The sequence below is a fragment of the Rubritalea spongiae genome (genome assembly GCF_042652385.1).
Classification (GTDB): Bacteria; Verrucomicrobiota; Verrucomicrobiia; order Verrucomicrobiales; family Akkermansiaceae; genus Rubritalea; species Rubritalea spongiae.
In genome coordinates this window covers 1,898,820-1,923,511 of the sequence record NZ_JBHSJM010000001.1, presented here as the reverse complement: position 1 = coordinate 1,923,511, position 24,692 = coordinate 1,898,820, and the positions used below count along the sequence as shown (strand labels likewise).

The following is a 24,692-nucleotide window of genomic DNA, read 5'->3' as shown; positions in this document are numbered from 1 at the left end:
ATTCCATAGAGTGACGCAACTACTAAAAATACTTAGAGGGCACCAAGCATTTGACTTTTCTTCACAAGTTCTCATTTATGCATTGCGTTTAATTGCTGGTATCCTTGTGGGTGCTTATGTGGCTCGCTATTTAGGGGCCGCTAATTTCGGAATCATTTCATTCATTATAGCCTTAGTTGCAATGATAGCCCCATTTATTGAGTTTGGGACTAAAAATATTTTAATCAAAAATGTATCGGTTGCTGATGAGGCTGTAGCGGGTCGATTTTGGGGAGGACTTTTTTTAAAATGTGTAATATCATTCCTTACGCTGGCTGTGTTTCTTTGGGCATATCATGGAGAATGGTTTGCAGACGAAGGTATAAATAACACGGTGTTAGCGTGGATCACTGGAGGAATGATATTACTCATTCCTTGGAGGCAATTTGAGATATTGATCACAGCCCATTTAAAAAATGCTGATCTAATGAGAGGTCAGATTTGTGTGCTTATCGCTAATTCTGTTTTTAAAATATATTTAGTTTGTTCCCAACAAGAACTAGAATGGTTTTTGCTATCTTACCTTTTGGATAATCTATTTATAATAATTAATTTCATATGGATTTCTCATCGCAATAAAACCATACCTCCATTCCAGTTTTCATTTATTGATGGTTGTAATCTATTGAAGGAGAGTTCATTTTTGATGGTTTCTAGCGTATCTATTGTTTTATATATGAAATCAGATATTTTGATGATTGGATATTTTATGAAAACACAGGACGTGGGTTTCTATGCAGTCGCGAGTGCGCTAGTTAGCGCAGCATATTTTGTTCCTACTGCACTAGCTAAGACTATGTCAAAGAAGGTGTATCAAGTACTTGCAGCTAATAGTGAAGATGGATTCTTAAGCTCTGTTTTTACGCTATTCTCTTTATTTGGAGTTGTTATTGGGGCAGGTCTTATGAGTGTGGCTCCATTTTTTATCCCCGTAGTGTATGGTGATGAATATTTAGCCTCGGTTACTATATTAATGATCTTGGCTCTTGGCGTTCCTGCGGTTGCGCTTGGTTTAGCGAGATCTCTCTACTTAGTGCATCACGGTGAGTATCGGTTTATACTTTTTACTAGTGTGTTGGGTCTTGTTTGTAATTTTGTACTGAATTGGATCTTCATTCCACTATACGGTATTACTGGCGCTGCAATTGCCTCTGTTGTGTCCTATTATGTCTCAGCTGTTGGGGCTTCGTTTTTTTTCAAGAAGGAAGAATTGTTTATAGGGCAAATTAAGTCGTTATTTTTAACATATCCGAAAATAAAGAGATCGTTTCATGAAGTTAAAAGATAGATTGTTGAACAGGTTAAAGTACCTTTTGAAGTATAATCCTAGAAAATCTTTAAATAAATTAGATGATGTTATTGAGAAGCATCTAGATATTAATAATGGTGTGTTTATTGAGGTAGGAGCTAATAATGGTATTTCACAAAGTAATACATATTACTTGGAAGTAGTAAAGGGATGGCGAGGTTTGCTAATTGAACCTATCGAGAGATTATATAAAGAATGTGTCTGGAATAGACCTAGAGCTATGGTGGTACAACGAGCTTTGGTTGGTTTTGATTTCAAAGGAACGAATGTGACCATTCATGATTCTAGTTTGATGTCCGTTATTCAACACGGTGATTCTTTGACTCCCGCTCAAGAGAGGCATCTTGAGCGGGGGCGAAAATTGCAGAACTTATCAAAATCTCCATTCTCACAGGTGCCTGCTCAACCATTATCGAGCTTGTTGGATGGTATAGATGGCATGGAGAAGGTGGATCTTTTTAGTTTGGATGTGGAAGGGTTTGAATTGCAAGTTTTAAAGGGAATAGATTTTTCTAGACATCGTCCAAGTTATATTCTTGTAGAAACTTCTCTATTTTCTGATGTACGTGCATTACTTGAGGAAAATAATTACACCTTTCTAGAAAAATGCACTCATCATGATTATCTATTTAAAGGCTAATTTATGAGTTTATTGGATACATATCTTCATTTGAGGTATAAACCTAAGCGTCCGCAGTTTAATAAATATGAACTGCCTCCTGTGTTTAAGCATTTTGATTTGGTGCTGTGGTGGCCAGATAGTATTAGAGCTTCAAGAATCTATAATAGATCACCAAAAAACATACTATGTTTGGCAAACTCTAAAACATTTAAATTATTAAACTTATGTAGTAGTTTTTTACGTGATTGCACCATTATAGTTGCGGGAGAAGATACTAATCTAAGCGTTTTTTTAGAGGTCATAGACCCTGTTATAATTCAAAATAACACGATTTATTATGAAGCAAAAGATGTGTATCACGACACTATAAAATCGTTTTCTATGGGGTTGATATCTTATTATGTGCATCGTGTAGGCGAAAAATTTATTGAATCCCAATTAGGTAGATTAAGTGATTCATCATTGAAAAAGCAAGGAGTTCTCGCAGCGTGGGGAGGGATTTGGAAGCATCTTGATGAAGAATTAGATGATAGGAAGAGTGCAGTGGAATTTGTGAATAAAGCTTCGTGGATATCAAGAGAGTTATTGAATCCTCAAGAGTATTGGAAACGGTTAGTAGATGTAAAATACCTCATCGCCCCAGCTGGTCAAGGAGTGCAAGCTCCGAAGCTAGCTGAGGCCTGGTTGGCGAATACCGTGCCTATAGTGACAAGAAATCCTTGCTTCGAAGATTTGGCGGAAGCTGGGTTTCCTTTAGTACTGCTAGACAATTGGGGTGATTGTACAGAGCGTACTCTTATAGAGTATGAGAGTAGCAGGAATGCGATAGACTGGAAGAGGGTAGAGTATTGTATCACAGGGGAATCCTTCTTAAGCAAGGTATTGAAATAAAATACTTATAATAGTTTGTATGTCTTCACCAATATTTATATTTTCACTGCCGCGGTCAGGTTCAACTTTACTGCAAAGAATTCTTTCAGGAAGTCAAGATATTTCGACAGCTCCTGAGCCATGGATTTTATTACCTTTTTTTTCTTATGAAAATAATATTAGTTGTTATGCGAATTATTCACATAACACATATGTGACGGCAATGAATGAATTGTTTTCTAGGTGTGATGAAAGAAAGGATTTCTATTACAGTTCTGTTAGGTCTGGTGTCAGTGAATTTTATGACAAGCTATCTGATGGAAAGCGTTATTTTTTAGATAAAACGCCAAGGTATTATTTGATAGCACCTTCTATTGTAAAGGCATTTCCTGATGCGAAATATATCTTTCTATGGAGAAATCCGGCGGCTATTATGTCGTCAATTTCTAGAACTTGGCTTGATTCTAAATGGAAAATGTCAACATTTGAAGTAGATTTATATGATGGGGTAGAATCCTTGGTGAAGACATTTCAGCTAGATAATAAAAATTTTCACTCACTCCGTTATGAGGATTTAGTAAAGGATCCAAACACAGAGATAACGAATCTTGAAAGGTTTCTTGACCTAGAAAATGGAGATTTATCTACAGATATAGTTCAAACGAAATTATTTTCCAAGTCCGCGTTGGGCGACCCTACTGGTTTGTTGGAGTATTCTAATAAAATTAGTCAAGACTCATTGGATCGTTGGAAAGATGAGTTTAAAAATAATTATAGAAAAAAAAGTGGGATGAACTATTTAGATTGGATTGGTGATGAGAGATTAAATATAATGGGGTATGATAAGAGTTCGTTAGTTAGTGATATTAAAAATGCCCCTTTAAAAGGAGGATATATTAATGATTATGTTGATTTTTTTGTCGATGAAGTTAAATGTTTGCTTCAATCGAAAGTGTTAAAAAAATCGGTTAGTGATAGATTGAACGGAGTGAAAGGGAAACGTCTAGATTAAATAATGTATGTTTGAGACAGATTCAAAAGTATGGATTGTTATACCTGTTCATAATCGCGTAGATATTACTAGGGAGTGTCTGAAGAATCTTGAGGTTCTTCAGATTAAAGGGAAATACAATGTACTAGTCGTAGATGATGGGTCTAGTGATGGTACTGAAGAGATGATTAACGTGGGTTATCCTTGGGTTTATGTTCTCAAAGGTGATGGTTCACTTTTTTGGGGTGGAGCTATTTCAATAGGAATGGACTATGCAGTTAAACGAGGCGCTGAAGTTATCGTGTGGTTGAATGATGATTGTCTGCCTCAAGATGATTCAATTAAGCTACTAGTGAATCGTGTCAAGACGAGTAAAGGTGTCTGTGGTGGAGTTTGTTGGGATGATTCAGTAACAGAAGTAACGTACTCAGGTTATAAGAAGAAAGTGTGTGGTAAAATGCAATTGAGACCTGAGGATGGAATGAGGCTGGAAGCTGACTTTTTGGGAGGTAACCTTGTTGCTATTCACGCGTCTGTAATCCGACAAATAGGATTACTTGATTCAAGTGAGTTTCAGCATTATTTTGCGGATGCTTGGTACACATGGAAAGCCAAGCAGTCAGGAGCAAGTGTAGAAGTAGACGGTAGCGCGATCGCTATCAATGAATCATCCAATTATTTTGACCGTATAGGGGTTTCTCTTAGCGCTTTAGATGCGTGGAAGAGTTTGTGGAAAAAAGGTTCCCCAGCTAATCTAAATGATAGATTTCGTTTTCGGAAGAATGTTTGGGGAGCACTGTACGCATTGAGTAGTTTCAAGATTATTTTGGTGATGGTTAAGTATACGTTTGTTGCATATACGAGAGGGGGAGTGAGAGGGTTATTTTTGATAAGGTAAATTTATTGTGATCCTGAAGAGGATGTTATTTGGTAGTTAATGATATAAAAAATAGTTTGATGAATTCTCCTACAGGAAAAAATATATTCACACTCTGTGGCATCGTGATTTTGATGTTTCTGGTGACTCTTGATGTTTTTGCGGGAGACTGGAATCAATTAGGTCGGATGATGCGTTGGATTGCGATCGTCGGCGGCTTATACGGTCTTATCTTTCCTAAGCGAGGTGTACTCGTCTTCCTTGTATCGCTCTTTTACCTAGACTTTCTCAAGAGATTGTTGATTTTATGGAGCGGCACCTCCATGCAGGATGTGATGGTTTCAATAGGAGCTGGTCCTGTTATCATCGTTGCGATTTGCATTTCTTGTACTATTTTGATCATTGCTCAGCGCATCAAATTCGGAAAGTTTGGAGATTGGCTTTTTTATCTAGGCTGTGTTGTGGTATCCGTTTCTGGAATTTTTGGAGAGGGAGAGGATTGGATGGAGCGAGGTCAGGCTATGATGGGATCATCATTAGTTGGGATGACCGCTCTCGCTAGTTATTGTTTGTATAGAGAGAGGGCGGACTCGTTGAAATTGCTTAAAGTATTAGTGATAGGAGCCCTACCGATGGCTCTGTATACAGCTTGGCAGTATTTTAATGGAATTGCCATGTGGGAGGAGGAATATATACAAACAGGGTTGAGTGCTACTTTGTATAATTTCTATCTTGTTGACGGGGGGGTCGAATACATGCGTCCTTTTTCGACGTTAAACCTCCACCCGTCGGTGGGCGCCGTAAGTGGAGTTCTTTGTATATTAGCGTTTTTGTTATGTGGGAATCGGGAGGGCATCGGTACAAAGGCTTTCTATTCCATGATTGGGGTTATCTTTTTCAGCTCGATGCTATTTGCCCAAAATCGTACCACTTATTTTATTCCATTATTTTACTTAGCTTTTACGTGGGGTTTTAAGAATCAAGGGCGGACACTATTATTGTATACGGTAGGTGTAATCTTATTTGGTTTGATGATTCATTACAGTGCATTCATCTATGATAATATCAATGCTTGGTCAGATGGACTGACCTCAACCCCCGTAGGTGAGAAATTAGGCACCCTTGGGACATATCAAGACCGCTTGGAAGGTTTCATGAATCTCTCAGAAGTAGAAAATTGGAAGCCTTTAGGCTTTGAAGAAGGTTTCGAACCTCTTTCTCACGATCCTCTTAGTATGATTTTATTCCGCTTTGGTTATGTTCCACTTGGATCGATGCTTGCTGCGGTGGCCGGAGTTTTAGTTGTATGGCATCGCAAACTTTATAAAATGCAATCAGATGATGACCGTATATATTATACGAGGTTGACTGCGGTTGTTGCAGCTTTGGTTCTGTCTGGGTTGTTGTATGGTAACTTGTTGTTTGTTTCACCTGTAAATGCGGTTCTGGGCGCTCTTGTTGGTGTTGTATTTGGAGGTATTCGAGATACAGGAAGGCGAAATCTAGGGAGAAGCATGTCAGATTTGAATGCAGAAAATACCGATAATGGGGAATAAATCTTCATCTGTGTTACTGTTACCTGCTCATCCAGCTAATGGGAGTATGTCGATGTTTCGGTATTGGCAATTATTGGCGGGGCAGATTCGGGGTGAGGATAGTTATGCACCTAGGAGCTTCTTTTTTGATGTGGATGAGTCGTTACTGCAGCGTGGTTCAAAGATGCGAAGAGCGTGGACACGAGGCATTCATTATCCTTGTTCTATTTTGAGACAGCCCAAGTGTGACTTGTATCATGTATTAGACCACAGTTGGGCGGATCTACTTAGATGGATACCTAGTGGGGCGAAAACCGTAGTTACTGTACACGATTTAATACCTTTACGGTTTGCAGGAGAACTGAAGCAGAAGCAAGTCGAACGTTTCCGTAAACGTGTATCGTATTTGAGAAAAGCGGATGCACTTATAGCGGTATCTGAGCACACGAAGAATGAGATTATTGATATATTATCGATTGCTCCAGAGAAAATACATGTTGTGCCTAATGGTGTGAAGCCCGCTAAGTATGACGTGACATGCAAACCTCTAGGAGGTGAAGAAGTTTTGCGTGTGGGTAGCTTAGGTAGCGTTTTAAAGAGGAAGAACCTTGAAATTTTGCCGGCAGCTATTGAACAATATTTAGAGAAGGGGGGGAGGAAGATGGAGTTAGTGCGGGCTGGGGCTTATGTATCGAAACAACTGGCGGAAGAGTTTCAGTCTATACTAGGCTCTAATTTTATAGAGTTGGGTCGGGTAAGTTCATCTGAACTAGAAGAGTTTTATAAGGACATCGATGTGTTGGTTGTTCCTTCTTTATATGAGGGATTTGGTTTACCATTACTAGAAGCAATGGCTCGTGGAGTTCCAGTAATAGCATCAAACACAACGAGTTTGCCTGAAGTTGGAGGAGACGCAGTTATGTATGTGAATCCGCATGGTGCGAATGACATCGCTCAGGCTCTTTTGAAGATACAAGATTCAGATGTGCATTTAAGAATGATGCGCAATGGCTTAAAAAGAAGTCAAAACTACAGTTGGCGAGCGACTTTAGAGGGTAATTACGCAGTGTACGACAAGGTGCTAGGTAGATCATGAAAATTCTACAGATATTTAATCAATATCTTGAGTATGGTGGGGAAGAGGGCAGCGTGAGTAGGATTGCTCAACAATTACGTAGTGAACATACTATAAGGACGTATACTTATTCTACTCAGGAACTGCTTAACAGCCCCTTGGGTAAGCTGTCGATGCCCTACAAAATGCAATATAATGCAAGAGTTATTAGAGATCTGCGCGGTTTGCAAGAAGATGAGCAGTTTGACTTTTGGCAAATTCATAATGTTTTTCCAGCAATGTCAGTCGCCGTGTATGAGCTCGCAGCGGAGTTAGGCGTTCCTGTCATACAGTTTTTGCATAATTATCGATTTGGTTGTGCTGATGCGACTTATTTTCGTGGAGGAGAGAGGTGCTTTGATTGCTCACCGAGCAATTTTTTCCCGGCTATTCAGCATCGTTGTTGGCGTAGCAGCTTTCCAGCTACGATCTCCATGGTGGCGACGTTAAAAAGATTTTGGTTACGCGGTGGTAAAGAGAGTATCAAAGCTTTTATTGCTATTAGTGAATCGCAAAAGCAGCGGCATGTGAAAATGGGGATAGCAGCAGAGCATATTCATGTTCTACATCATAGTTTAGATGCTGGATTGGAGTATAATAAGCCTCCTCAGAATGGGGATGTTTTATTTATTGGGCGTTTGACAGAGGAAAAGGGTTTGGAGCTTCTGTTGCGAGCTTGGAAAGAGGTGGCAGAAACTAAACGGATACTTAGAATTATTGGTTCAGGGCCACTTGAGGAGGATCTTCATGAATTATGTCGAGCTGAACAAATTGGGAATGTTAAATTTATGGGGTTTGTAGATAAATCACAACATGATGCATTTTATAAAAAGAGTGCATTTGTAGTTGCTCCATCTGTATGGGAAGAACCTTTTGGAATGGTGGTGCTAGAGGCTTGGAAGCATTATCGACCTGTCCTCACGACAAATATAGGAAGCTTTCCAGATCTTATTGATAATAAAAAAAATGGCTGGTTAGCGCCAACTGACAGATGTGGTTTCGCAGCGGTATTGGAAAAAGCGCTGTCTTCTCCTGCGTACAATGAAATGGGAGTAAATGGTCATTTTAAGTTAGAGCAGCAATTTAATACGAAGGTATGGTTAAATAAGTGGAAGTCTATCGTAGAGAGTGTGCCGCATTAGATTATTATTGCATTGTTTACTGCTTATTAAATTGATTTTTGGATATTTTGTCTCTGTCCTTATATCTCTGTTAAGAATAGAGATAAACTTACTTAAGTGATGAATAAGTATAAATTATGGTATTATTATGATTTGATTCTTCCTGATGTAGTGAAGCATAAAATTAGGCTTAGTAGGCATGGGAGTCATTTTCCGCAGGCATATAAAGATACCAATAGTGTATATATTCACATCCCTAAAACTGCAGGAACATCGATAGCTTCCGCTATTTATAAGGATAAAGGGGTGGGGCATGGGCACTATCCGTATTATGAATTTTTAAGAGAGGACGAGGGTTTATACAACAGCAGCTTTAAATTTGCATTTGTACGGGACCCATGGGACCGGCTTGTTTCGGCGTATTACCACTTGTCATCGCCTCCGTCCTGGGTTGCAGATAGAACTAAATTAGTTTCTGAGTATATTAATGCGAGGGCAGATGATTTTTCAGAGTTTGTAAGGTTGTTATCTGTAGATAAGCGTATGCAGCGATGGGTGCATATGGAGCCGCAATCGAAATTTGTGCTTCATGAGGGAGAAGTGATGGTAGATTTTATAGGGAGGTTTGAAAACTTGGAGGAAGACGTAATAAAGGTGGCAAAAGCGTTGAATTTGAATGATGTTAAAGTGCCTCATGTTAATAAAAGTAAGGATCGGGCGCATTACTCTATTTTTTACGATCAATACGCGATAGATTTTGTACGTGATTTTTATGCTCAAGACATTGATGTGTTTGAGTATGATTATATTGATCAAAAGGGGTGTGAGTAGGGGCGGTACATGGAATATTTTTTATGAAAAAGGTAATCACATACGGAACATTTGATTTATTTCATATTGGTCATTTGGAGTTACTAAGAAGGGCTAAAGAGCTAGGGGATTACTTGTTGGTGTTTGTGTCGACGGACGAGTTTAGTAGTAGGGATAAAAATAAGGATTGTGCTATTCCGTATGAGGAGCGTGCAGCCATTGTGGAGGCTATACAGTATGTTGATGAAGTGCGTCCTGAAAGATGCTGGGAACAAAAACAAACTGATGTTATAGAATACGGGGCAGATGTATTTGTCATGGGTGATGATTGGGAGGGGAAGTTTGATTTTTTGAAGGAGCTTTGTGAGGTGAGGTATTTGAGTAGGACAGAGGGGATTTCAACAAGCGGTATTAGAAAGAAGTTAGAGGGTTAAATTGGGGTGTTAAAAAATGTATTAAAGCATTGTTTTTATTGGGTGGCGAGTCTGCTGCCTAAAAGGAACTATTGTTATCTCAAGGGGATTCCGAGTTATGACGATAGTTTGGTGGCTTTGTATAAGCGTTTTGATACGGGAGCCTATGAGAAGATTATCTGGAGTGTGTATGATCTATCGCATTCAAGGCCGTTTGAGATGCGGAAGGGGACGGAGTTTGTACGCAACGGCAGTCTGAAGGATTTATGGTACGGAATGGTTTCGAAGACGATGTTCACGACGCATGGGCATTTTCTGAAAGCGGTGCCTCGTGGGCAAGTGTGTGTGAATGTGTGGCATGGGATGCCTTTTAAGGCGATTGGCTTGTTGGCGGGGGAAGAAGGGAAGGACTCGAGTTATTTTTGCAGTACATCGCCACTCTTTCGGGATGTGTTGGCTCGGTCGTTTGGGGTGAGGGAGGAATGTGGATGGATGAGTGGAATACCGCGCAATGATTTTCTGTTTGAGTCCAAAGAGGGAATTTGGGAGGCGATGGGGTTAGAGAGGGAGAAGTACAAGAAGGTTTTCTTTTGGTTGCCGACGTATCGGACATCAACCATGGGGAATCTTATTGAGGATGGGGTGGAGGCAGGGAATGTTTTCAATATGGTGGGTTTTCCAAGTACAGCATTTGCTCGTTTTTTAGAGAAAGAGAAATGTTTATGTATCATCAAGCCGCATCCATTAGCGCCACGGAATGAGGAGGAATTTCCGGAGAATATTATGGTGATTGATGAGGAATGGATGTGGCAGCGTGGGGTGTTGCTGTATCAGATACTCTCTGAGGTGGATTTTTTGGTTTCGGACATCTCGTCGGTGATGGTGGATTTTGCCTTATTAGATAGGCCCATGTTTGTGTGTTTTGAGGATTCGGAGGAATATAAGGCAAAACGCAAGATGGTATTTGAGCCGATTGAAGACTGGTTGCCAGGAGAGATCGTGCATGGATATGAGGGGCTCAGAGAGGCGATCAGTAGCTGTGTGGCGGGAGAGGATAGCTCTCAGGAAAAACGACGCAAGCTTTGTAAGCAATTCCATAGCTATCAGGATGGTAGGTCGACTGAGCGGGTTCTCGAGGAGCTCGGATGAATGCGCATTATATTTGACAGATGGTGTAGCTTGCTGTGTCTGTGAGTGCAGGTCTACGAATTATATAGAATGAATACGCAACGAGACTGGATAAAATCCCCCCTGACAGTGCCTTTGATTTTGATAGGATCTGTCGTCATATACTTTTTTGGGGTGTGTGATGTGTACACGGTTATAGATCACCGGAAGAGTGAGGTTATTCCGTGGATGGTGGATTCTTGGAATGAGAGGAATGATTTGCTGCATGGGTATGCGGTGCCGTTTTTGTTTGTGGCGTTTTGTTATTCAGCGGTGAGGCCGATTAAGGCTGAGGGGGAATCGAGCGGTTGGTTTGGAATTCCGGTGTTGTTGTTTGGTTTGTTGTTGTTTGTGGCATCGGTTCGGACGATTCAGCCGCGATTGGCTTTGATTGGTTTGCCGTTTTTGATTGCTGGGGGGAGTATTTTTGTATTGGGGTGGAAGAAGGGGAGGCACTTGTTGTTTCCGGCGTTTTTCTGGTGGTTTGCGATTCCGGTGCCGGGACTGAACCAGATGACGAATCACCTGCAGGTGTTTGTGACGCAGGCGTGTTATTATGTGGGGACTGGCGTGGGGATGGATCTGATCAATACGGGGAACAACATTCATTCGGGGTCGAACAAGTGGGATTTCAACATTGCGGAGGGTTGTAGTGGGGTGCGCTCGCTTATGGCGCTGGTGATGATAGCGGCGATTTATGCGTATTATACGCAGAAGGAATTGTGGAAGAAGGCGGTGGTGTTTGCATCGGCATTGCCGTTGGCGTTGTTTGGGAATTTTTGCCGGGTGTTTACGATTCTCGTTTTAGCGGAGTTAGGTTATGAGGATTTTGCGGCGAATGCGTATCATGATTTTTCGGGGCTCTTGTTGTTCTTCCCTGCTGCTTTGGCTGGGCTGTTTTTGTTGGATCGATTGCTCAATCCAAAGAGGTTTAAGAAGAAGGTGAAGGTAACTCAGAAGGCTTAAACGATGGATGCTATTACAAAACGTTTGTGGGTGCTGCTGGTGATTTTGGCAGTGGGGTTTTCCTCGATTTGGCTGTTACCGAAGCAGAAGGAGATGGCGGTTTCACGACTGAGTAAGGATTTGCCAGTGTCACTTGATTCATGGACGAGTGAGAAACGTGAGGTGAGTGCGGCGGAGTTAAAGATTCTGGCGGAGGATACGGAATTCGCTCGACGGTTTTATAAGGATACTACGAATCAGGGGTTTGCAGGAGTGGAGGTTTCAGTGGTCTTTTCGGGTAAGGACATTAATAATAGTCTGCACCGGCCAGAGGTGTGTTTGCGAGGGCAGGGATGGAATTTTGTACGTGAGCGTTCGATCGTGATTCCGAACGTGTTTGAAGATGGTAGTGGGCTGCCAGTTCGAGAGATCGTCTGTGTACGTCCGCGGGTAGCGCATGATGGGGTGGAGCCGCCGAAGAATATGTTTGGGGAGCCTGTGTATGATAAGAGGATTCAATATTATACGTTTTTTGGGGCTGAAAAGATAGTTTCTGGGCATTATGATCGAACCTTTGTGGATATTCAGGCACGTTTGTTGAAGGGCTACGACCAGCAGTGGGCGTATGCGACCTTTAGTGTGCCGGTGACTTCGGTGTATCGAGAGCAAGGTTTTCAGATACCCGACGAACAGGTGTTTGACGAGGCGCAGAGTGCGGAGCTGATGGAGGAGTTCATGCGCAAGCTGCTGCCAGAGGTGGTGGCGCCGTAGGAGAATGTTGAATGGCAAATGTCGCGTGTTGAGCGCCAGCACGGTGGTTTTTATCACGAGTGGGACACCAGAGGCATTGATTTAAGAAGGAAGGTGTCGGCTAGCTGAGGTTTTTCATTAGACTTGGCGTTCAGCCAAGTGTGGTTCCTAAGCTGCTAGTCCCTCCTTCGTCAAGGATTCGGCTGACAAGTCGTTGGGCACGCCGCGACGAATCGTGTTGGATGCTAGCATGACGATTTTTATCGCGAATTGATCGGATCGCACGCATGAGAAGATTTGATGCGATAGTTTATACCAAATCGCATCCTATCTCTTTTGAATCGCGAGGTTGTATTACGTTGAAGTTGTTGGTGGGTTTGTTAGGTATTGACAGGGCAACGTTATAAAATAGACAGATGATGCTCATGTGACAGAATGAATAGCGTACTCGGCGAGTACGCTCAACCTACGAAAACCTAGCTACGACACAACAGGCGAATAAAACCGTCTCATTTATATCACTTTGTTCGGATCACGTAAAAAAGAGGAATTTTCACTACAGGCGCTACAGTTGTTAGACGCTTTTTTGGTGTGGGCGGGGTTTGCGATCGCATCGGCGATACGCTGGAATGTGATTGATCAGGCGTACTCGGGATTAGGGTTAAATCCGATAGCGTGGTTGCTATTCATCGTGGTTCCGTTCACGCCCTTAACGTTGGAGTTATTTGGGTTTTACAAGAATACGCTGAACCTGAAGGCCTCAGCTGCGCTGTGGAAGATCATGCAGACATCGGCGGTGTTAGGGGCGGTTGTGGGTGGCTGCGTAGTGGTATTTCAGCTCGATCCTTCATCGCGCTTAGTATTGGGCTTTGGTGGTTTTTTTGCGTTAAACTTTGTATTTTGGCGTTTTGTGTGGGTTCGCAATGTGTTGCGTCGGCGGGTTAAGAAGGGGGCGGATAGGGAGAAGGCTATTTTGGTGGGAGCGCTGGAGGATTTGGCGGATTTTGAGGCTGAGTTACCGGCATCAGTGACGGACTATATTGAGATATGTGCGCAATTTGATTTGAATGGTCGGGATGTGTTGGAGTTGGCTGATTTGATAGTGGAGGAATCTGCGCAGCGGGTGATTGTTTCTCCGCGCAATGTGTTGTTCGATAAAGTGGGCGAGGCGGTGAGGATTTCCGAGGTGCAGGGGCTTGAGGTATGGGTGGCGGCCAATTTTGTGAGTGCGCAGATCTCTCGGCCGGCATTTGATACCTTGGGGGACAAGCCGATGTTGGTATTGCGATCGACGCCGGAGTTGTCTTGGGCATTGTTGATGAAGTCGCTATTAGACCGTTGCTTTGCATTTGTGGTGATTTTGGCGAGTGCTCCATTGTGGGTGTTAGCTGGGGTGGGGATTTATCTTTCTGACCCTGGTCCTATATTTTTTAAGCAACGTCGCGCAGGGAAGTACGGAAAGGAGTTTAGGATGTGGAAATTTCGTACAATGTGCGTGGATGCGGAGGAGAAATTGGCGCAGGTTAAGGCGCAGATGGGAAATCAGATGACTGGACCAGTTTTCAAGCTCGATGACGACCCGCGGGTTTTCCCTTTTGCTAAATTTTTGAGAAAGTGGAGTATCGATGAGCTTCCACAGTTTATTAACGTGTTGTTAGGTGATATGAGTGTGGTGGGTCCACGTCCGCTGCCGGTGTATGAGGTTAGAGAGTTTGAGGAATCGGCGCATCGTAGACGTCTGAGTGTGAAGCCTGGGATTACTTGTACTTGGCAATGTGGTGGGCGGAATACGATTACCTGTTTTGAAGATTGGGTAGCGATGGATTTGGAGTATATTGACAATTGGTCGCTGTGGGTTGATTTTAAAATTATTTTCAAGACTATTCCTGCGGTGTTGTTTCAGAGGGGAGCGAGTTAAAGCGGTCGATGATGAATCGCTTAGTACACAATACTTTTTGGTCGCTGCAGGGCTTGTTATTACTGATAGGCTATTTGCTCTGTGTGACAGTGGCGACTTGGGATCGGCCGGAGGCGATGGCTCCTTATGTAGCTGTGTTGGCAGTGGCGGGGGTGTTGGCGGTGCTTGGAGTTGCCATTTCAAAACGACTGAGCTTGGGCGGTTTCGATGCTACGGTGTTGTGTGTGGCTGGATATTTTGGCTGGCGCGCTTGGGGATCACCGGTGGCTTTGTACGGCCAGACCGATCTCGTTTTGATTTTGTCGGCAGTGTTAATGTGGTTCACTTGTCGGACATTTTCTGAATTAGGAAATGTGGCGAAGCGGGTGTGGCTGGTGGCGATGTTGTTGATGCTCGGAGCGAACATTGCGGCGAGTTGGTATCAGCTCAATGTGGACTTGCGCTGGTGCTTGTTTGTGGAGCGGACTGAGCGAGCGGTGATGCCAAGTGGTATCTTCACCCACCGGAACTATTTTGGCAATTTTGCTGCTGTGGCAGCGCTGAGTTGTCTGGGCTTATTGTTTGGGAAATCGAGTGGGCTGTTGGTGCGAGTTTTGTCTGCGATTGTGGTTGTAGGGAATTTAGTACTGTTAGGGATGTGTGCCTCGCGCGGTGCCTTTGTGAGTGTAGCGGTTGGTTTGACGGTGTTTTTTATGTTTTACGCGATTCATTTGTGGAATGCGGGTAAGATGAAGAAACCTGTGGTTGTGGCAGGCTTTTCGTTATTGGCGATTGTCGCTGCTGGGGCGGCGTATTCGCAGTTTGGTCGGTTGGATCAGAGCCGCGGATGGACAGCGCATGGGGGGCAGGTTCAAGATAGTGGGCGTAAGGATTTCAGCTCGCTGGCAGTGGATCAGTTTTTTGAAGCGCCGCTGTTAGGCTCGGGTGCGCATTCGGTGGAGTGGCGGAGTGTTGCCTTGTTGAGTAAGCGTGGTGAGGGGGCTTTGGGAACCTTGAACTATGCGCACAACGAATATTTCCAGGTGCTTTGCGATTACGGCTTAGTGGGATTCGTGTTGCTGTTGTGTTTGATTTTTGGCTATGGTGGGCGCCTCGTTTTTTCCTTGTTGAAGCGTGAGGATATGGTGTGGGGAATGGCGGTGTTTGCAGCCTTTGTGGCATTTTGCGTGCATTGTTTCTTTTCGTTTCCTGCGCATATCCCCGCTAACTTGCTGACGATTGTGGCGGTGTGCGCGCTCGGTTGGCCGTCGCTCAAATCTTCAGAAGGTGTGAGGAAATGGTTGGTACGCGTGCCCGTGCTTGTAGTGATGTTGATTGGCGCAGCCTATGGGGCGCAATTTGCATGGAAAGAATGGCCAGCGTTTCAGTTGTACACGAAGTTTAATGACACCATGGAGCTGAGTGATTGGGAGCCTGAGTTGCGACAGCAAGCGGAGCAATTAGAGAGCGTGGTGGGACGTGCGCCAAACTTCAAACGGTATAGGCGAGTCGGCGGGATGTACAATGCGCTCTACCAGAAATCTGGCGACTTGGCGGATTTCGAGAAATCGGCTGAGTATTATATTCTAGCGGCTGAGTTGTATCCGATGTCGCCTGACTTGCGCTTAAGTGAGGCGGGTTTTATGGCTGTGCGTGGCGAGTATGCCCAAGCTGAGGAAGCGTATAAATTCGCCATAGAAAATGGTGTGAGTCAGCAGCGCTGGTTATATCCTTATTGGAAATACGGGCTCTATTGTTACCAACGCGGAAATTCTTTATGGCTCGAGCGCGAAGCTGAAATGGCGCTGGAGTATTTTCTGCAAGCACAAGAGTTGCTAGCGAAGGCTCGTCCTCCACGCGAGGAGCGCAAGCGCTTCAGTGAGATACAAAAAGAGCTTAAGGCGAGAGTCGATTTGCTAGAGAGTGTGTTTTAGTGGATTTAAGATGGCGGAGCACGCCGATGAGGTTTTTCATTAGGCTAGGCAGTCAGCTAAGTGTGCTTGTGGGTAGGGTAATCCTAGGCTAAGGCTTCGCTCTAGCCCGAGGTTTCGATAGGTATCGCCGTTGGTGAATAATTACTGGCAACGCCATGCTCGGGCGATCTTGCTCTATCTTTACTGGCGACTGTGTCGCCTTAGGCTGGGGGCGGCCCAGCCGATGGAAAGGACGGCGGCAAAAGAGATGGCGATGGATTCGATTTGGAAGGGGAAGTCGACGGTGGAGTGGAGTAGGAAAATGAACATGCCGATGGTGGCTCCGTTGAAGTAGAAGAGGTGGGTTCGGCTTTGCTTTTTACGCTTTGCGAGTTGTTCGTAGAGTAAGAGGAAGGCTGATCCGGCAATAAGTAAGATCCAGAAGGAGGTTCCAAGCCATCCCCACTCGATGAGGGTCTGGAGGGGATCGTTGTGAGCGTAAATCCATTTTGAGTTTAATGCTCCAGCTTTATCGTGAGTAAAGAATGGGAACATAGGCATGAAAGATCCTGGGCCATATCCTAGAGCGCCCCAGTTTGAGAATTTAGGGTGATTTTCTTCTAGCATGGTGAGCATGCAATGATTGGCAATATGGCGATGAGTGAGTGAGCCGAAGTCGGAATCGAGAGCTCGATTCCAGCGTTCATGAAAGACTCCACCAAAGCTGACAACTGCAAAGATCATCGTGGCTAGCACGCTACTGATGATGATGTTACGTTCGTGTGGGCTGCCGCTGGGTAAGAGTGCCGTAGATTGGTGGAGGAGTTTCCAGATGGAGCGCAGATTAGTGAGTAGCCAGAGGAGAATAGTGATGACTGTGAAAATGGTTCCCGCTTTAGAGCCTGCGCTCATGGCAGCTGTAGTGAGAATGACTACACCGATGCTGATGCAGATAGGTAAAGTGGGTTTTGCATGTTTCTTTCTGCGGAGTCGATGACTGGTTGCCAGCAAGTAGCTGAGGCCCATAGTTAGGCAGAGGTTGAGATAGCAAGCGGCGATACCGGGGCTGCGGAAAGTGGCGAAGAAAAGTGGGCGGTGACGATCATAGAGCTCTTCATTCCAGTAAAATCCAGGGGCATCGGTAAATCTTTGGGCCAAGCCTAAAAATGCAATGCTCACTCCGATCCAAAAAATAGTAGCGCAAAGGGTCGAGAGTTTTATCGAGCGAGAAGCGAGCTTCAAATGCAATACCGTAAAGTAGAGCAGTGCGGGTATGATATAACTGAGACGGTCTGCAGCTTCTTTTTTGTCAACTGTTCCCGGAAGAGTAGGATAAGGTTGATTGTCGAGTGAAATGATTTCCCAAAAATAGTGACGAGTGCCGATCACTTCATTTTCAATGAATTCTCCCCAAGTGTTATTCAGCATCCAGAGGCCTTGAGTCACTATGAGAGTGACTAGCAGTAGAGGTAGCCATTTGGTGATTCGGCGATGAGGAGTGTGGCCTCTGGGAGACAAAAACAAGCTGGCAGCAACAGCGATCCAAGTTGCGTAAATGAGGGGCCAGCGATATTCATTGTAGTAAGAGCCGAGGTACCAGGGGCCAATAGCTAATGGAAATAATATTAAGATAGCTAAAATAACTCGTAGCGCAGGCATGGCAATAGAGGTATAGGCCATGCCTTGAAACATACAAGGCTGCTGAAAAAGATTTTGCAGGGTGTTGTAGATAAAAAGGGGAGTGTTTAGCTTGCGTTAGACGATTCCTTTGATTTGTTAGTGTTCTAACAAAACATTTAAAATCAAATGCTCGTTTATCGCTTGACTAAATCAGTGTAGGCGCTTTTTTCGGGTGTAGCGATTAGAGCGTTAAAGTTATGAAAAAACAGCAGTTCAAGAACACCCCCAGCCCCCGACTCGTAACTGCACTCGGGGCTCTGGCGATAGTAGGAAGCGCAACCGCGCAGGATCTAACAGGATCTTACGGTTCATTCAGTGATGCGGCCCTTCAGTCGGCGGCTCTGGAGGCCTTCGGAGAAGGTTTTAGTGAAGATAGTTACGCCTCTACGGCGTTTGAATATTTTTCCTTTGGAGTGAATGTAAATGCGGAATACAACGATAACATCTTTTTGACAGATCAAGATGAAGTCGAAGACTTCATTTTCCGTGTGAGTGTGCCATTGGGGCTTTCTAACGATAAAGATTCAGAGAATCAGTGGAGTCTAAGTTATACGCCACGTTTTAATTTTTATGCTGACAACTCTGATCAGGATGGTGTGGATCAGTTTGTCGATGCTGGATATCGCCATGTGTTTGCAAAGACCACTGTAGATCTAGGTTTGGGTTATGAAAAGACAGATGGTGCTGATCGTTTTGCATCAGGATCGATTGCGAAAGATGCCTACAAAGCGAATCTCGGAGTCAGTCATCAATATTCTGGAAAGTCCCGTTTCGATCTTGATTTGGGCTTTTTAGCGGACGAGTTTGAGGACGATAGTCTTTTTGATCGTGAGCGCTACAATGCTCGTGTTTCTTGGCAGTATCAGGCGACAGGGAAGATTGAGGTCGGGCCTTATGTGGCGTATGAGCATGCGTCTCAAGATGGTGTGGCAAATCCAGATCAAGACGCTATTTCCTTCGGTGTACGCGGAAAATACCAAGCATTTAGTAAAACTACCCTCATTGGTTACATCGGTGCGGAGCATCGTACTTTTGACGGAGGTGACTTGGATGACAAGACATCACCTACTTTTGAATTTGGGGCGAAGCATCAATTGACTGGTAAGATTGATCTTACAGGGATGCTTTATCACAATATTCGCGCTTCTTACTCAGATGCTGGACAGTCTTATACAGCGACAGGTGTGAATTTCTTTGCTAATTATGCAGCTACAGCGCGTATTAGTGTGAATGCAGGAGTGAGTTACGAGCATGATAATTATTTTGAGACCTCATCCTTGTCTACAGCGGGAGATCTTGATTCTGACTATGTGACCCTCTTCTTGGGTGGCAATTATGTCATGGATAATGGTTTTTATGTGGGGCCAGGTCTGCGCTACTCTACCAATGATTCGGAAGCGCCTACTCGCGATTTTGGAAATTTGATCTTCAATATCAACGCTGGATATAATTTCTAATTTTGGCATTGGAAATGCTTTTAGTAGGTTAGAAGACAGACTAAGCGTGTTTTCGAGTTGCAATTTAAAGGTGAATCTTTACCAATCATCTCGTAGAGGAGTATAACCCCCACTAAACCACCATCATGAAAGCGAAATCATTTTTTCAACTTAGCGCAATGGGCGCATTCACGGCAATTGCCGGATTGGCTTTTCTCTCGCCAGAAAGCGTGTCAGCTCAAACAGTAGCAGCGGAAGATTCAGCAAGTATAACCATCATGGTGCCCGCAGACGGGACTGCAGTAAGTTATACGGTTGGAGGTGCAACGTTCTGGATCCAGCCGGGTAATACGGTCGCACTCCCTGCGGCTGCTACCAATATTCAGCTTACGCCAGGAGCGGTTGTGATTGCTAATGTGAGGCGTCCAGATGGTTCGGAGACAACTGCGAATGTTGAGCTTACATCTGCGACGACGCTTCCAGCAGTCACATCGGCAGATATTAGTCAGACACTGGCTGGGAGTTCAGCTCCGATTCAAGTTATTTCGATCACAGATGTTCAAGCGAATGGTGATTCGACAACGATTGATGTAGCGAACAGAACTACGACTGTAGTTGAGGGAAATAAGACGACAGTGATTAGTCGTTCTGGTCCAAGTATGACGTCTACTACTACCATTCAAGAAGCAGGAGGAACTACCACGGTGACGACTGTTGTTGATTTAGCGACTGGTACGGGAACGACTACGGTGACATCTCCAAGCGGTACCACTACTGAGCCTGCTACGAGCGCTCAGGTGAATGCGATTCAGCAAGCGACACCATCGAGTGGACAGCAAAACACAGGTGGAGCGATCCAGGCTTTAGTTGAAGCAGCAGATCAGGTTCAAAATGACGCTGCAGATATAGCCACCACCTCAGGGGTTGGCGGTACCGATAGCAACGGTTAATCAAAAAAGATGCTCATCCCCATTTTTCAGGGGTGCTACGGAAACGACCGTGGTACCCTTTCTTTTGCACTCTACTATACCCCAATGAGAACTTACTTCGCTGCTTTTCTCTTTCTTCTGACCTCCTTGCTTGTGTTGAATGCTGCTGAGGATAAAGAATACAAATTACAGAAAGACGACGTTATTCGAATGATTGTTTTTCAGGAGCCCGACCTCACTACTGAATCTAAGATTGGTAAATCGGGCTATGTTTCCTTTCCGCTGATAGGTAATGTCAAGGTCTCTGGTAAGGGTTTGAAAGAAGCCGAGGATGAAATCAAAGCACTCTACGAAAAGGATTATTTGGTCAATGCTCAGGTTAATCTGTCGATTCTTGGATTTGCAGAAAAATGGGTGATTGTCGGTGGCGATGTTCGCTCACCGGGAACAGTACCGTTTCCTGAAGAAGGCGCGCTTGATCTGCGTGGAGCTGTGGCACAGGCTGGAGGTGTTTTAGAGTCAGCCAATACGGACGGTATTGTAGTTCGCAGTAAGAGTGGTGCGATCAGTTATCATAGTTTGAAGGGCTCGGGCAGTCGGGTTATGAAACATGGCGATACGATTACGGTGCCACGCCAGACTATGCAGAAGATGACGCTGACGGTTTCAGGTCAGGTCAATCGACCAGGGGTTGTGGAGTATCCGAAAGAAGGGAAAATGGATATTATGACTGCATTGGCGCAGGCTGGAGGTTTTAGCCGGATCGCGTACAAGAAGGCGGTTACAGTGCACCGGAATAAACGTCAGATGTTGGTGGATATTAAAGCGATAGAAGATGGTCGTGCACCGATGTTTTTGCTAGAGCCTGGTGATTTAGTAGTGGTGCGTGAGAGTCGGTTCTAAGGACGCTGGTGGTGCGGTTTTTCAGTTGCTAGTTTTTTCAGTTTTTGATGTTCAACACGATGAAACGGAAGGCTTAAGACAGGAATTACATAAATGACAGAATTACGTTCTTTGTGACCCGCATATAATTACGTAACACAGCGCCGCAGGCGTTAAAATTTCCAAATGAGGTGGCTCGCCGAGCACACCCTACCAGAACTTAAACTTAAATTGTCGCATAGCGACTAATAACTTAAACTTGAAGCTTCGCTTCTAATATTGAAATAATGAGCCGAGAAATTGATCCTTTTGCAGATGAAGCAAGAGAGCATTTAGATACAAAAAATGACGAAGCCCCAGTGAACAATCGCTTGGGAATGAGCAACGTCCGCCAAGCTTTAGGGCGTTGGTGGGTCATGCTTGTTTTTGGCATTCTAGGTTATTGTGGAGCTTTGTACTATATGTCGATCGTTCCTACGACTGTGGAGGCGGTAGCAGTGCTAGAGGTGGAAACGAAGCAGGATCAATTGATCGGGGCTGAGTTCCAACAAGAACAACTCGAGTTGGAAATGCAGCTTGCAACTACTATGAGCAAGTTGTTGAGCCCTAGTATTCTGTCACAGGTGGCTGAAAGCCCAGAAGTACAGGCGCTCACAGAGTTTAAAGCTCCAGATTTTTCCTACAAGCCGCGCTATATGCGGAGTGATGAAGAGTTGGAATACACAGCGGCCTCTGAATTAGAAATTTCAGAAATCGTAAAAAGTTTCACGGGATGGCTTGATATCGGGATGCGTCCTGGAACGACTTTGCTCGAAGTGAAGGTGAGACACGAAAAGCCTGAGACAGCGAGAGTGATTGCTGACACCCTATTGCGTGTCTTTGTTGAAAAGGAAGAAGGATTAGTAGCGAGTGGATCTTCTGATGCTTTCAAAATCTTGCAAAATGAAGCGGATGGAGCAAAGGATAAGCTCGAGGCGGCAGAGACAGCAGTTCAGGTGTATGTGACGGCCATTCGTCTCAGTGAACAAATCCAAGAGAAGCGTTCGGAGATTGTGACCTTGCGCCAGCGTTATAAGTCGAAGCATCCGCAGCGGATCCAAGAGGAAGCCATTTATGTAGATCTTTTGAAGAGGTTTTCGCGTGAGATCAAGCGTTCGGCTTCGGTAAGGAGTGAGAAGCCTTATTGGCTGCAGTTTACTGAGCAACTTGATGAATTAGAGGCTTTAGCGCAACAGTCAGAAGGTGAAGAGGCTTATCAGGCTGTCGATGAGTGGCTTTCCATCGCACAGAATGCTCTCAATTCCAGAGCAAATCTCTTGCAGAAAAATGTAGAACAAAACAGCACAATGTACGCAAACATCTTACAGCGTATGACTGAGATCGATGTGTATTCTTCTGATGATAAGAATTTGACTAAATTAAAAATCATCGAGCCGGCATTCATCGGCACGGAGATTGAGTCTGTGCGTCTTAAATATTTGGCAGTGGGTTCTTTCTTGGGGGCGGCGGCCGGTTTTGGAATTGCGTTTTTGTTGTCTGTGATCGACTACAAGATTTACGATGTGCGTTCGGCTGAAGAGGCGACTGGTTTGACATGTTTAGCGGCCATTCCAGCGTCGAACAAATTTGGGCGCAAGAAGGGTTGGGAAACTGTATTGAAAAGCGACCCACATTCTTCGAACTCTGAAGCTGTACGAAATTTGCGGGCATCTGTTATTTTGTTCGGTAAAAAAGAACGGAATAAGATTTTACTGGTGACGTCGGCGATTCCCGGGGAAGGGAAGACGACGATTTCAGCAGAATTGGCTTCTGCATTTGCGTTAAATAAAGAGCGTACTTTGCTGGTGGATATGGATTTACGTCGTCCTAAGTTGACGGAGTCGTTTCCACAGTTGAAAGGTAAAAAGGGAGTTGTGGAAGTGCTTGCTGGTCAGGCGACCTTAGAGGAAGTAATTCACGACACCGACATTCCGGAGATGAAGGTGTTAGCATCTGGAAACCGTGCACCGAATCCTTCTGAACTGCTGCATGAAGGTGAGTTTGTAGAAATTCTTGAGCAATTGAGTCCTCGATTTGATCGGATTATTCTGGATTCGGCGCCAGTGTTGCCGGTTGCAGATTCACGCTTGCTAGCGAAGCATGCGCAGGCAGTGATCATGGTAGTGCGGACACGCAAGACCCCGATTGGAGCAATGGTGCGTGCGCGCGACTTGCTAAACTTTGCAGGTGCAAGGCTTGGAGGTGTTGTGGTGAATGGCATGCGCAGCAATGATCGCGGCAATTATGGAGGCTATCGTGGCTACGGCGAATATGGAGCCGAAGATTACGGCTATTATGGAAATGAGAAGTAGAACTTGTTGAAGTTGAAGTAAAGTGGCTGAGCCGCAGTTTAAGTAATAATATGAAGAATCCCCCGAAAATGCCAGTTTTGGTAACTGGTGCTGCTGGTTTTATAGGATCTAATGTGGTCAAGCGTTTGCTTGATGCCGGTTGTACTGTAGTCGGAATTGACAATCACAATGCTTACTATGATGTGAGTATTAAGGACCATCGCATCTCTGAGTTTGAGATGCATGAGCGTTATACGCATGTCCGCGGTGATGTGGCAGATAGAGAGTTGATGAATCAGCTTTTTGAGCAGCATAGGCCTGAGAAGGTGTGTCATTTGGCAGCTCAAGCTGGGGTGCGATACTCCTTGGAAAATCCGCATGCGTATGAGGAAAGTAATTTAAAAGGCTTTTTAAACATTTTAGAATGCTGCAGGCATTTTGCGGTGCAGCGTTTGGTGTATGCCTCTAGCTCTAGTGTTTACGGCGGTAATACTAAAATTCCGTTTAGTGAGGCAGATGCGGTAGATAACCCCGTCAGCCTTTACGCAGCGACGAAAAAGGCGAATGAATTGATGGCTCATAGTTACAGTCACCTCTATGGTTTTCAGACGATTGGCTTGCGCTTTTTCACTGTTTACGGCCCTGCGGGTAGACCGGATATGGCTTACTGGTTATTTACGGAAGCCATGTTGAATGGGAAGAGCATTAAAGTCTTCAATAATGGGGATATGCAGCGTGATTTTACGTACATCGATGATGTTATCGATGGTGTCGAAGCTGCCATGTTTAAAGACGGGCTCGATCAGTACGAGATCTTTAACTTAGGCAATAACCAGCCAGAGCAGTTGATGGACATGATTCAGTGTCTGGGAAAAGCTCTCGGGGTGGAACCTAAAATGGAAATGTTGCCGATGCAGCCAGGAGATGTCTATCAGACCTATGCCGATATTGACAAGGCCCAGCAGAAGCTGGGTTACCAACCACGCACTTCGCTTAAAGAGGGCTTAGACCGATTTGTGGAGTGGTACTCCTCGTATTTCGATCACCAAAAAGGTTAGAAAA

The 24,692-nt window shown here is 44.4% G+C and carries 21 protein-coding genes; 20 read left to right on the top strand and 1 reads right to left on the bottom strand.

The window, feature by feature from the left end:
* Positions 1–10 precede the first annotated feature (10 nt).
* From ACFPK9_RS08735 to ACFPK9_RS08665, 15 genes are all read left to right on the top strand, one after another.
* Complete coding sequence (locus tag ACFPK9_RS08735) at positions 11–1,327, top strand: flippase (RefSeq protein WP_377094473.1); 1,317 nt, start codon at positions 11–13, stop codon at positions 1,325–1,327.
* Positions 1,311–1,988 (top strand): FkbM family methyltransferase, encoded by a 678-nt coding sequence (locus ACFPK9_RS08730; protein ID WP_377094472.1) that lies wholly within the window; start codon positions 1,311–1,313, stop codon positions 1,986–1,988. Before ACFPK9_RS08735 ends, ACFPK9_RS08730 begins: the two co-directional genes overlap by 17 nt.
* A 3-nt stretch (positions 1,989–1,991) precedes the next feature.
* Positions 1,992–2,861, top strand: a complete 870-nt coding sequence (locus tag ACFPK9_RS08725; RefSeq protein ID WP_377094471.1) for a hypothetical protein — start codon at positions 1,992–1,994, stop codon at positions 2,859–2,861.
* 19 nt (positions 2,862–2,880) lie between these two features.
* Positions 2,881–3,852: a sulfotransferase family protein gene (locus ACFPK9_RS08720; protein WP_377094470.1), complete on the top strand. Its 972-nt coding sequence runs from the start codon at positions 2,881–2,883 to the stop codon at positions 3,850–3,852.
* 7 nt (positions 3,853–3,859) lie between these two features.
* Positions 3,860–4,729 (top strand): glycosyltransferase family 2 protein, encoded by an 870-nt coding sequence (locus ACFPK9_RS08715; RefSeq protein ID WP_377094469.1) that lies wholly within the window; start codon positions 3,860–3,862, stop codon positions 4,727–4,729.
* A 59-nt stretch (positions 4,730–4,788) separates the two neighbouring features.
* Positions 4,789–6,264 (top strand): hypothetical protein, encoded by a 1,476-nt coding sequence (locus ACFPK9_RS08710; protein WP_377094468.1) that lies wholly within the window; start codon positions 4,789–4,791, stop codon positions 6,262–6,264.
* On the top strand, positions 6,236–7,339 hold the full coding sequence (locus ACFPK9_RS08705; protein WP_377094467.1) for a glycosyltransferase family 4 protein: 1,104 nt from the start codon (positions 6,236–6,238) through the stop codon (positions 7,337–7,339). Before ACFPK9_RS08710 ends, ACFPK9_RS08705 begins: the two co-directional genes overlap by 29 nt.
* Positions 7,336–8,499 (top strand): glycosyltransferase family 4 protein, encoded by a 1,164-nt coding sequence (locus tag ACFPK9_RS08700; RefSeq protein WP_377094466.1) that lies wholly within the window; start codon positions 7,336–7,338, stop codon positions 8,497–8,499. The genes ACFPK9_RS08705 and ACFPK9_RS08700 overlap by 4 nt, the downstream gene beginning before the upstream one ends.
* A 99-nt stretch (positions 8,500–8,598) precedes the next feature.
* Positions 8,599–9,309: a sulfotransferase family protein gene (locus ACFPK9_RS08695; protein ID WP_377094464.1), complete on the top strand. Its 711-nt coding sequence runs from the start codon at positions 8,599–8,601 to the stop codon at positions 9,307–9,309.
* A 23-nt stretch (positions 9,310–9,332) separates the two neighbouring features.
* Complete coding sequence (locus ACFPK9_RS08690) at positions 9,333–9,722, top strand: adenylyltransferase/cytidyltransferase family protein (RefSeq protein WP_377094463.1); 390 nt, start codon at positions 9,333–9,335, stop codon at positions 9,720–9,722.
* Positions 9,723–9,728: 6 nt separating this feature from the next.
* The gene (locus tag ACFPK9_RS08685) at positions 9,729–10,850 is read left to right on the top strand and encodes a CDP-glycerol glycerophosphotransferase family protein (protein ID WP_377094462.1); all 1,122 of its coding nucleotides are present in this window, start codon (positions 9,729–9,731) and stop codon (positions 10,848–10,850) included.
* Between the two features lie 69 nt (positions 10,851–10,919).
* A complete protein-coding gene (locus ACFPK9_RS08680) occupies positions 10,920–11,834 on the top strand; it encodes an exosortase/archaeosortase family protein (protein WP_377094460.1) in 915 nt (304 codons plus the stop codon).
* A gap of 3 nt (positions 11,835–11,837) precedes the next feature.
* Complete coding sequence (locus ACFPK9_RS08675; RefSeq protein WP_377094459.1) at positions 11,838–12,584, top strand: exosortase-associated EpsI family protein; 747 nt, start codon at positions 11,838–11,840, stop codon at positions 12,582–12,584.
* A gap of 502 nt (positions 12,585–13,086) precedes the next feature.
* Positions 13,087–14,481, top strand: coding sequence for a sugar transferase (locus ACFPK9_RS08670; protein ID WP_377094458.1), 1,395 nt, complete (start codon positions 13,087–13,089; stop codon positions 14,479–14,481).
* An 8-nt stretch (positions 14,482–14,489) separates the two neighbouring features.
* Entirely contained in the window at positions 14,490–16,394 is a 1,905-nt protein-coding gene (locus ACFPK9_RS08665; protein WP_377094457.1) for an O-antigen ligase family protein, read from the top strand.
* Positions 16,395–16,574: 180 nt separating this feature from the next.
* Here ACFPK9_RS08665 and ACFPK9_RS08660 read toward each other — a convergent pair whose 3' ends face one another.
* Entirely contained in the window at positions 16,575–18,053 is a 1,479-nt protein-coding gene (locus ACFPK9_RS08660) for an O-antigen ligase family protein (protein WP_377094456.1), read from the bottom strand.
* A gap of 197 nt (positions 18,054–18,250) precedes the next feature.
* Here ACFPK9_RS08660 and ACFPK9_RS08655 point away from each other — a divergent pair, with 197 nt between their 5' ends.
* From ACFPK9_RS08655 to ACFPK9_RS08635, 5 genes are all read left to right on the top strand, one after another.
* Positions 18,251–19,510, top strand: coding sequence for a hypothetical protein (locus ACFPK9_RS08655; RefSeq protein WP_377094455.1), 1,260 nt, complete (start codon positions 18,251–18,253; stop codon positions 19,508–19,510).
* 125 nt (positions 19,511–19,635) lie between these two features.
* Positions 19,636–20,439, top strand: coding sequence for a hypothetical protein (locus tag ACFPK9_RS08650; RefSeq protein ID WP_377094454.1), 804 nt, complete (start codon positions 19,636–19,638; stop codon positions 20,437–20,439).
* A gap of 9 nt (positions 20,440–20,448) precedes the next feature.
* Positions 20,449–21,321: a polysaccharide biosynthesis/export family protein gene (locus ACFPK9_RS08645; RefSeq protein ID WP_377094453.1), complete on the top strand. Its 873-nt coding sequence runs from the start codon at positions 20,449–20,451 to the stop codon at positions 21,319–21,321.
* Positions 21,322–21,587: 266 nt separating this feature from the next.
* Positions 21,588–23,651, top strand: a complete 2,064-nt coding sequence (locus tag ACFPK9_RS08640; protein ID WP_377094452.1) for a polysaccharide biosynthesis tyrosine autokinase — start codon at positions 21,588–21,590, stop codon at positions 23,649–23,651.
* Between the two features lie 68 nt (positions 23,652–23,719).
* On the top strand, positions 23,720–24,688 hold the full coding sequence (locus ACFPK9_RS08635; RefSeq protein ID WP_377096594.1) for an SDR family NAD(P)-dependent oxidoreductase: 969 nt from the start codon (positions 23,720–23,722) through the stop codon (positions 24,686–24,688).
* Positions 24,689–24,692 lie beyond the last annotated feature (4 nt).

Bases quoted from the DNA above. Each gene is read 5' to 3' on its own strand.
- ACFPK9_RS08660 (WP_377094456.1), bottom strand. From the start codon at position 18,053: ATGGCCTATACCTCTATTGCCATGCCTGCGCTACGAGTTATTTTAGCT.
- ACFPK9_RS08710 (WP_377094468.1), top strand. From the start codon at position 4,789: ATGAATTCTCCTACAGGAAAAAATATATTCACACTCTGTGGCATCGTG.
- ACFPK9_RS08690 (WP_377094463.1), top strand. From the start codon at position 9,333: ATGAAAAAGGTAATCACATACGGAACATTTGATTTATTTCATATTGGT.
- ACFPK9_RS08725 (WP_377094471.1), top strand. From the start codon at position 1,992: ATGAGTTTATTGGATACATATCTTCATTTGAGGTATAAACCTAAGCGT.
- ACFPK9_RS08700 (WP_377094466.1), top strand. From the start codon at position 7,336: ATGAAAATTCTACAGATATTTAATCAATATCTTGAGTATGGTGGGGAA.
- ACFPK9_RS08705 (WP_377094467.1), top strand. From the start codon at position 6,236: ATGCAGAAAATACCGATAATGGGGAATAAATCTTCATCTGTGTTACTG.
- ACFPK9_RS08680 (WP_377094460.1), top strand. From the start codon at position 10,920: ATGAATACGCAACGAGACTGGATAAAATCCCCCCTGACAGTGCCTTTG.
- ACFPK9_RS08675 (WP_377094459.1), top strand. From the start codon at position 11,838: ATGGATGCTATTACAAAACGTTTGTGGGTGCTGCTGGTGATTTTGGCA.
- ACFPK9_RS08730 (WP_377094472.1), top strand. From the start codon at position 1,311: ATGAAGTTAAAAGATAGATTGTTGAACAGGTTAAAGTACCTTTTGAAG.
- ACFPK9_RS08695 (WP_377094464.1), top strand. From the start codon at position 8,599: ATGAATAAGTATAAATTATGGTATTATTATGATTTGATTCTTCCTGAT.
- ACFPK9_RS08645 (WP_377094453.1), top strand. From the start codon at position 20,449: ATGCTCATCCCCATTTTTCAGGGGTGCTACGGAAACGACCGTGGTACC.
- ACFPK9_RS08715 (WP_377094469.1), top strand. From the start codon at position 3,860: ATGTTTGAGACAGATTCAAAAGTATGGATTGTTATACCTGTTCATAAT.
- ACFPK9_RS08655 (WP_377094455.1), top strand. From the start codon at position 18,251: ATGAAAAAACAGCAGTTCAAGAACACCCCCAGCCCCCGACTCGTAACT.
- ACFPK9_RS08650 (WP_377094454.1), top strand. From the start codon at position 19,636: ATGAAAGCGAAATCATTTTTTCAACTTAGCGCAATGGGCGCATTCACG.
- ACFPK9_RS08640 (WP_377094452.1), top strand. From the start codon at position 21,588: ATGAGCCGAGAAATTGATCCTTTTGCAGATGAAGCAAGAGAGCATTTA.
- ACFPK9_RS08665 (WP_377094457.1), top strand. From the start codon at position 14,490: ATGATGAATCGCTTAGTACACAATACTTTTTGGTCGCTGCAGGGCTTG.
- ACFPK9_RS08720 (WP_377094470.1), top strand. From the start codon at position 2,881: ATGTCTTCACCAATATTTATATTTTCACTGCCGCGGTCAGGTTCAACT.
- ACFPK9_RS08635 (WP_377096594.1), top strand. From the start codon at position 23,720: ATGCCAGTTTTGGTAACTGGTGCTGCTGGTTTTATAGGATCTAATGTG.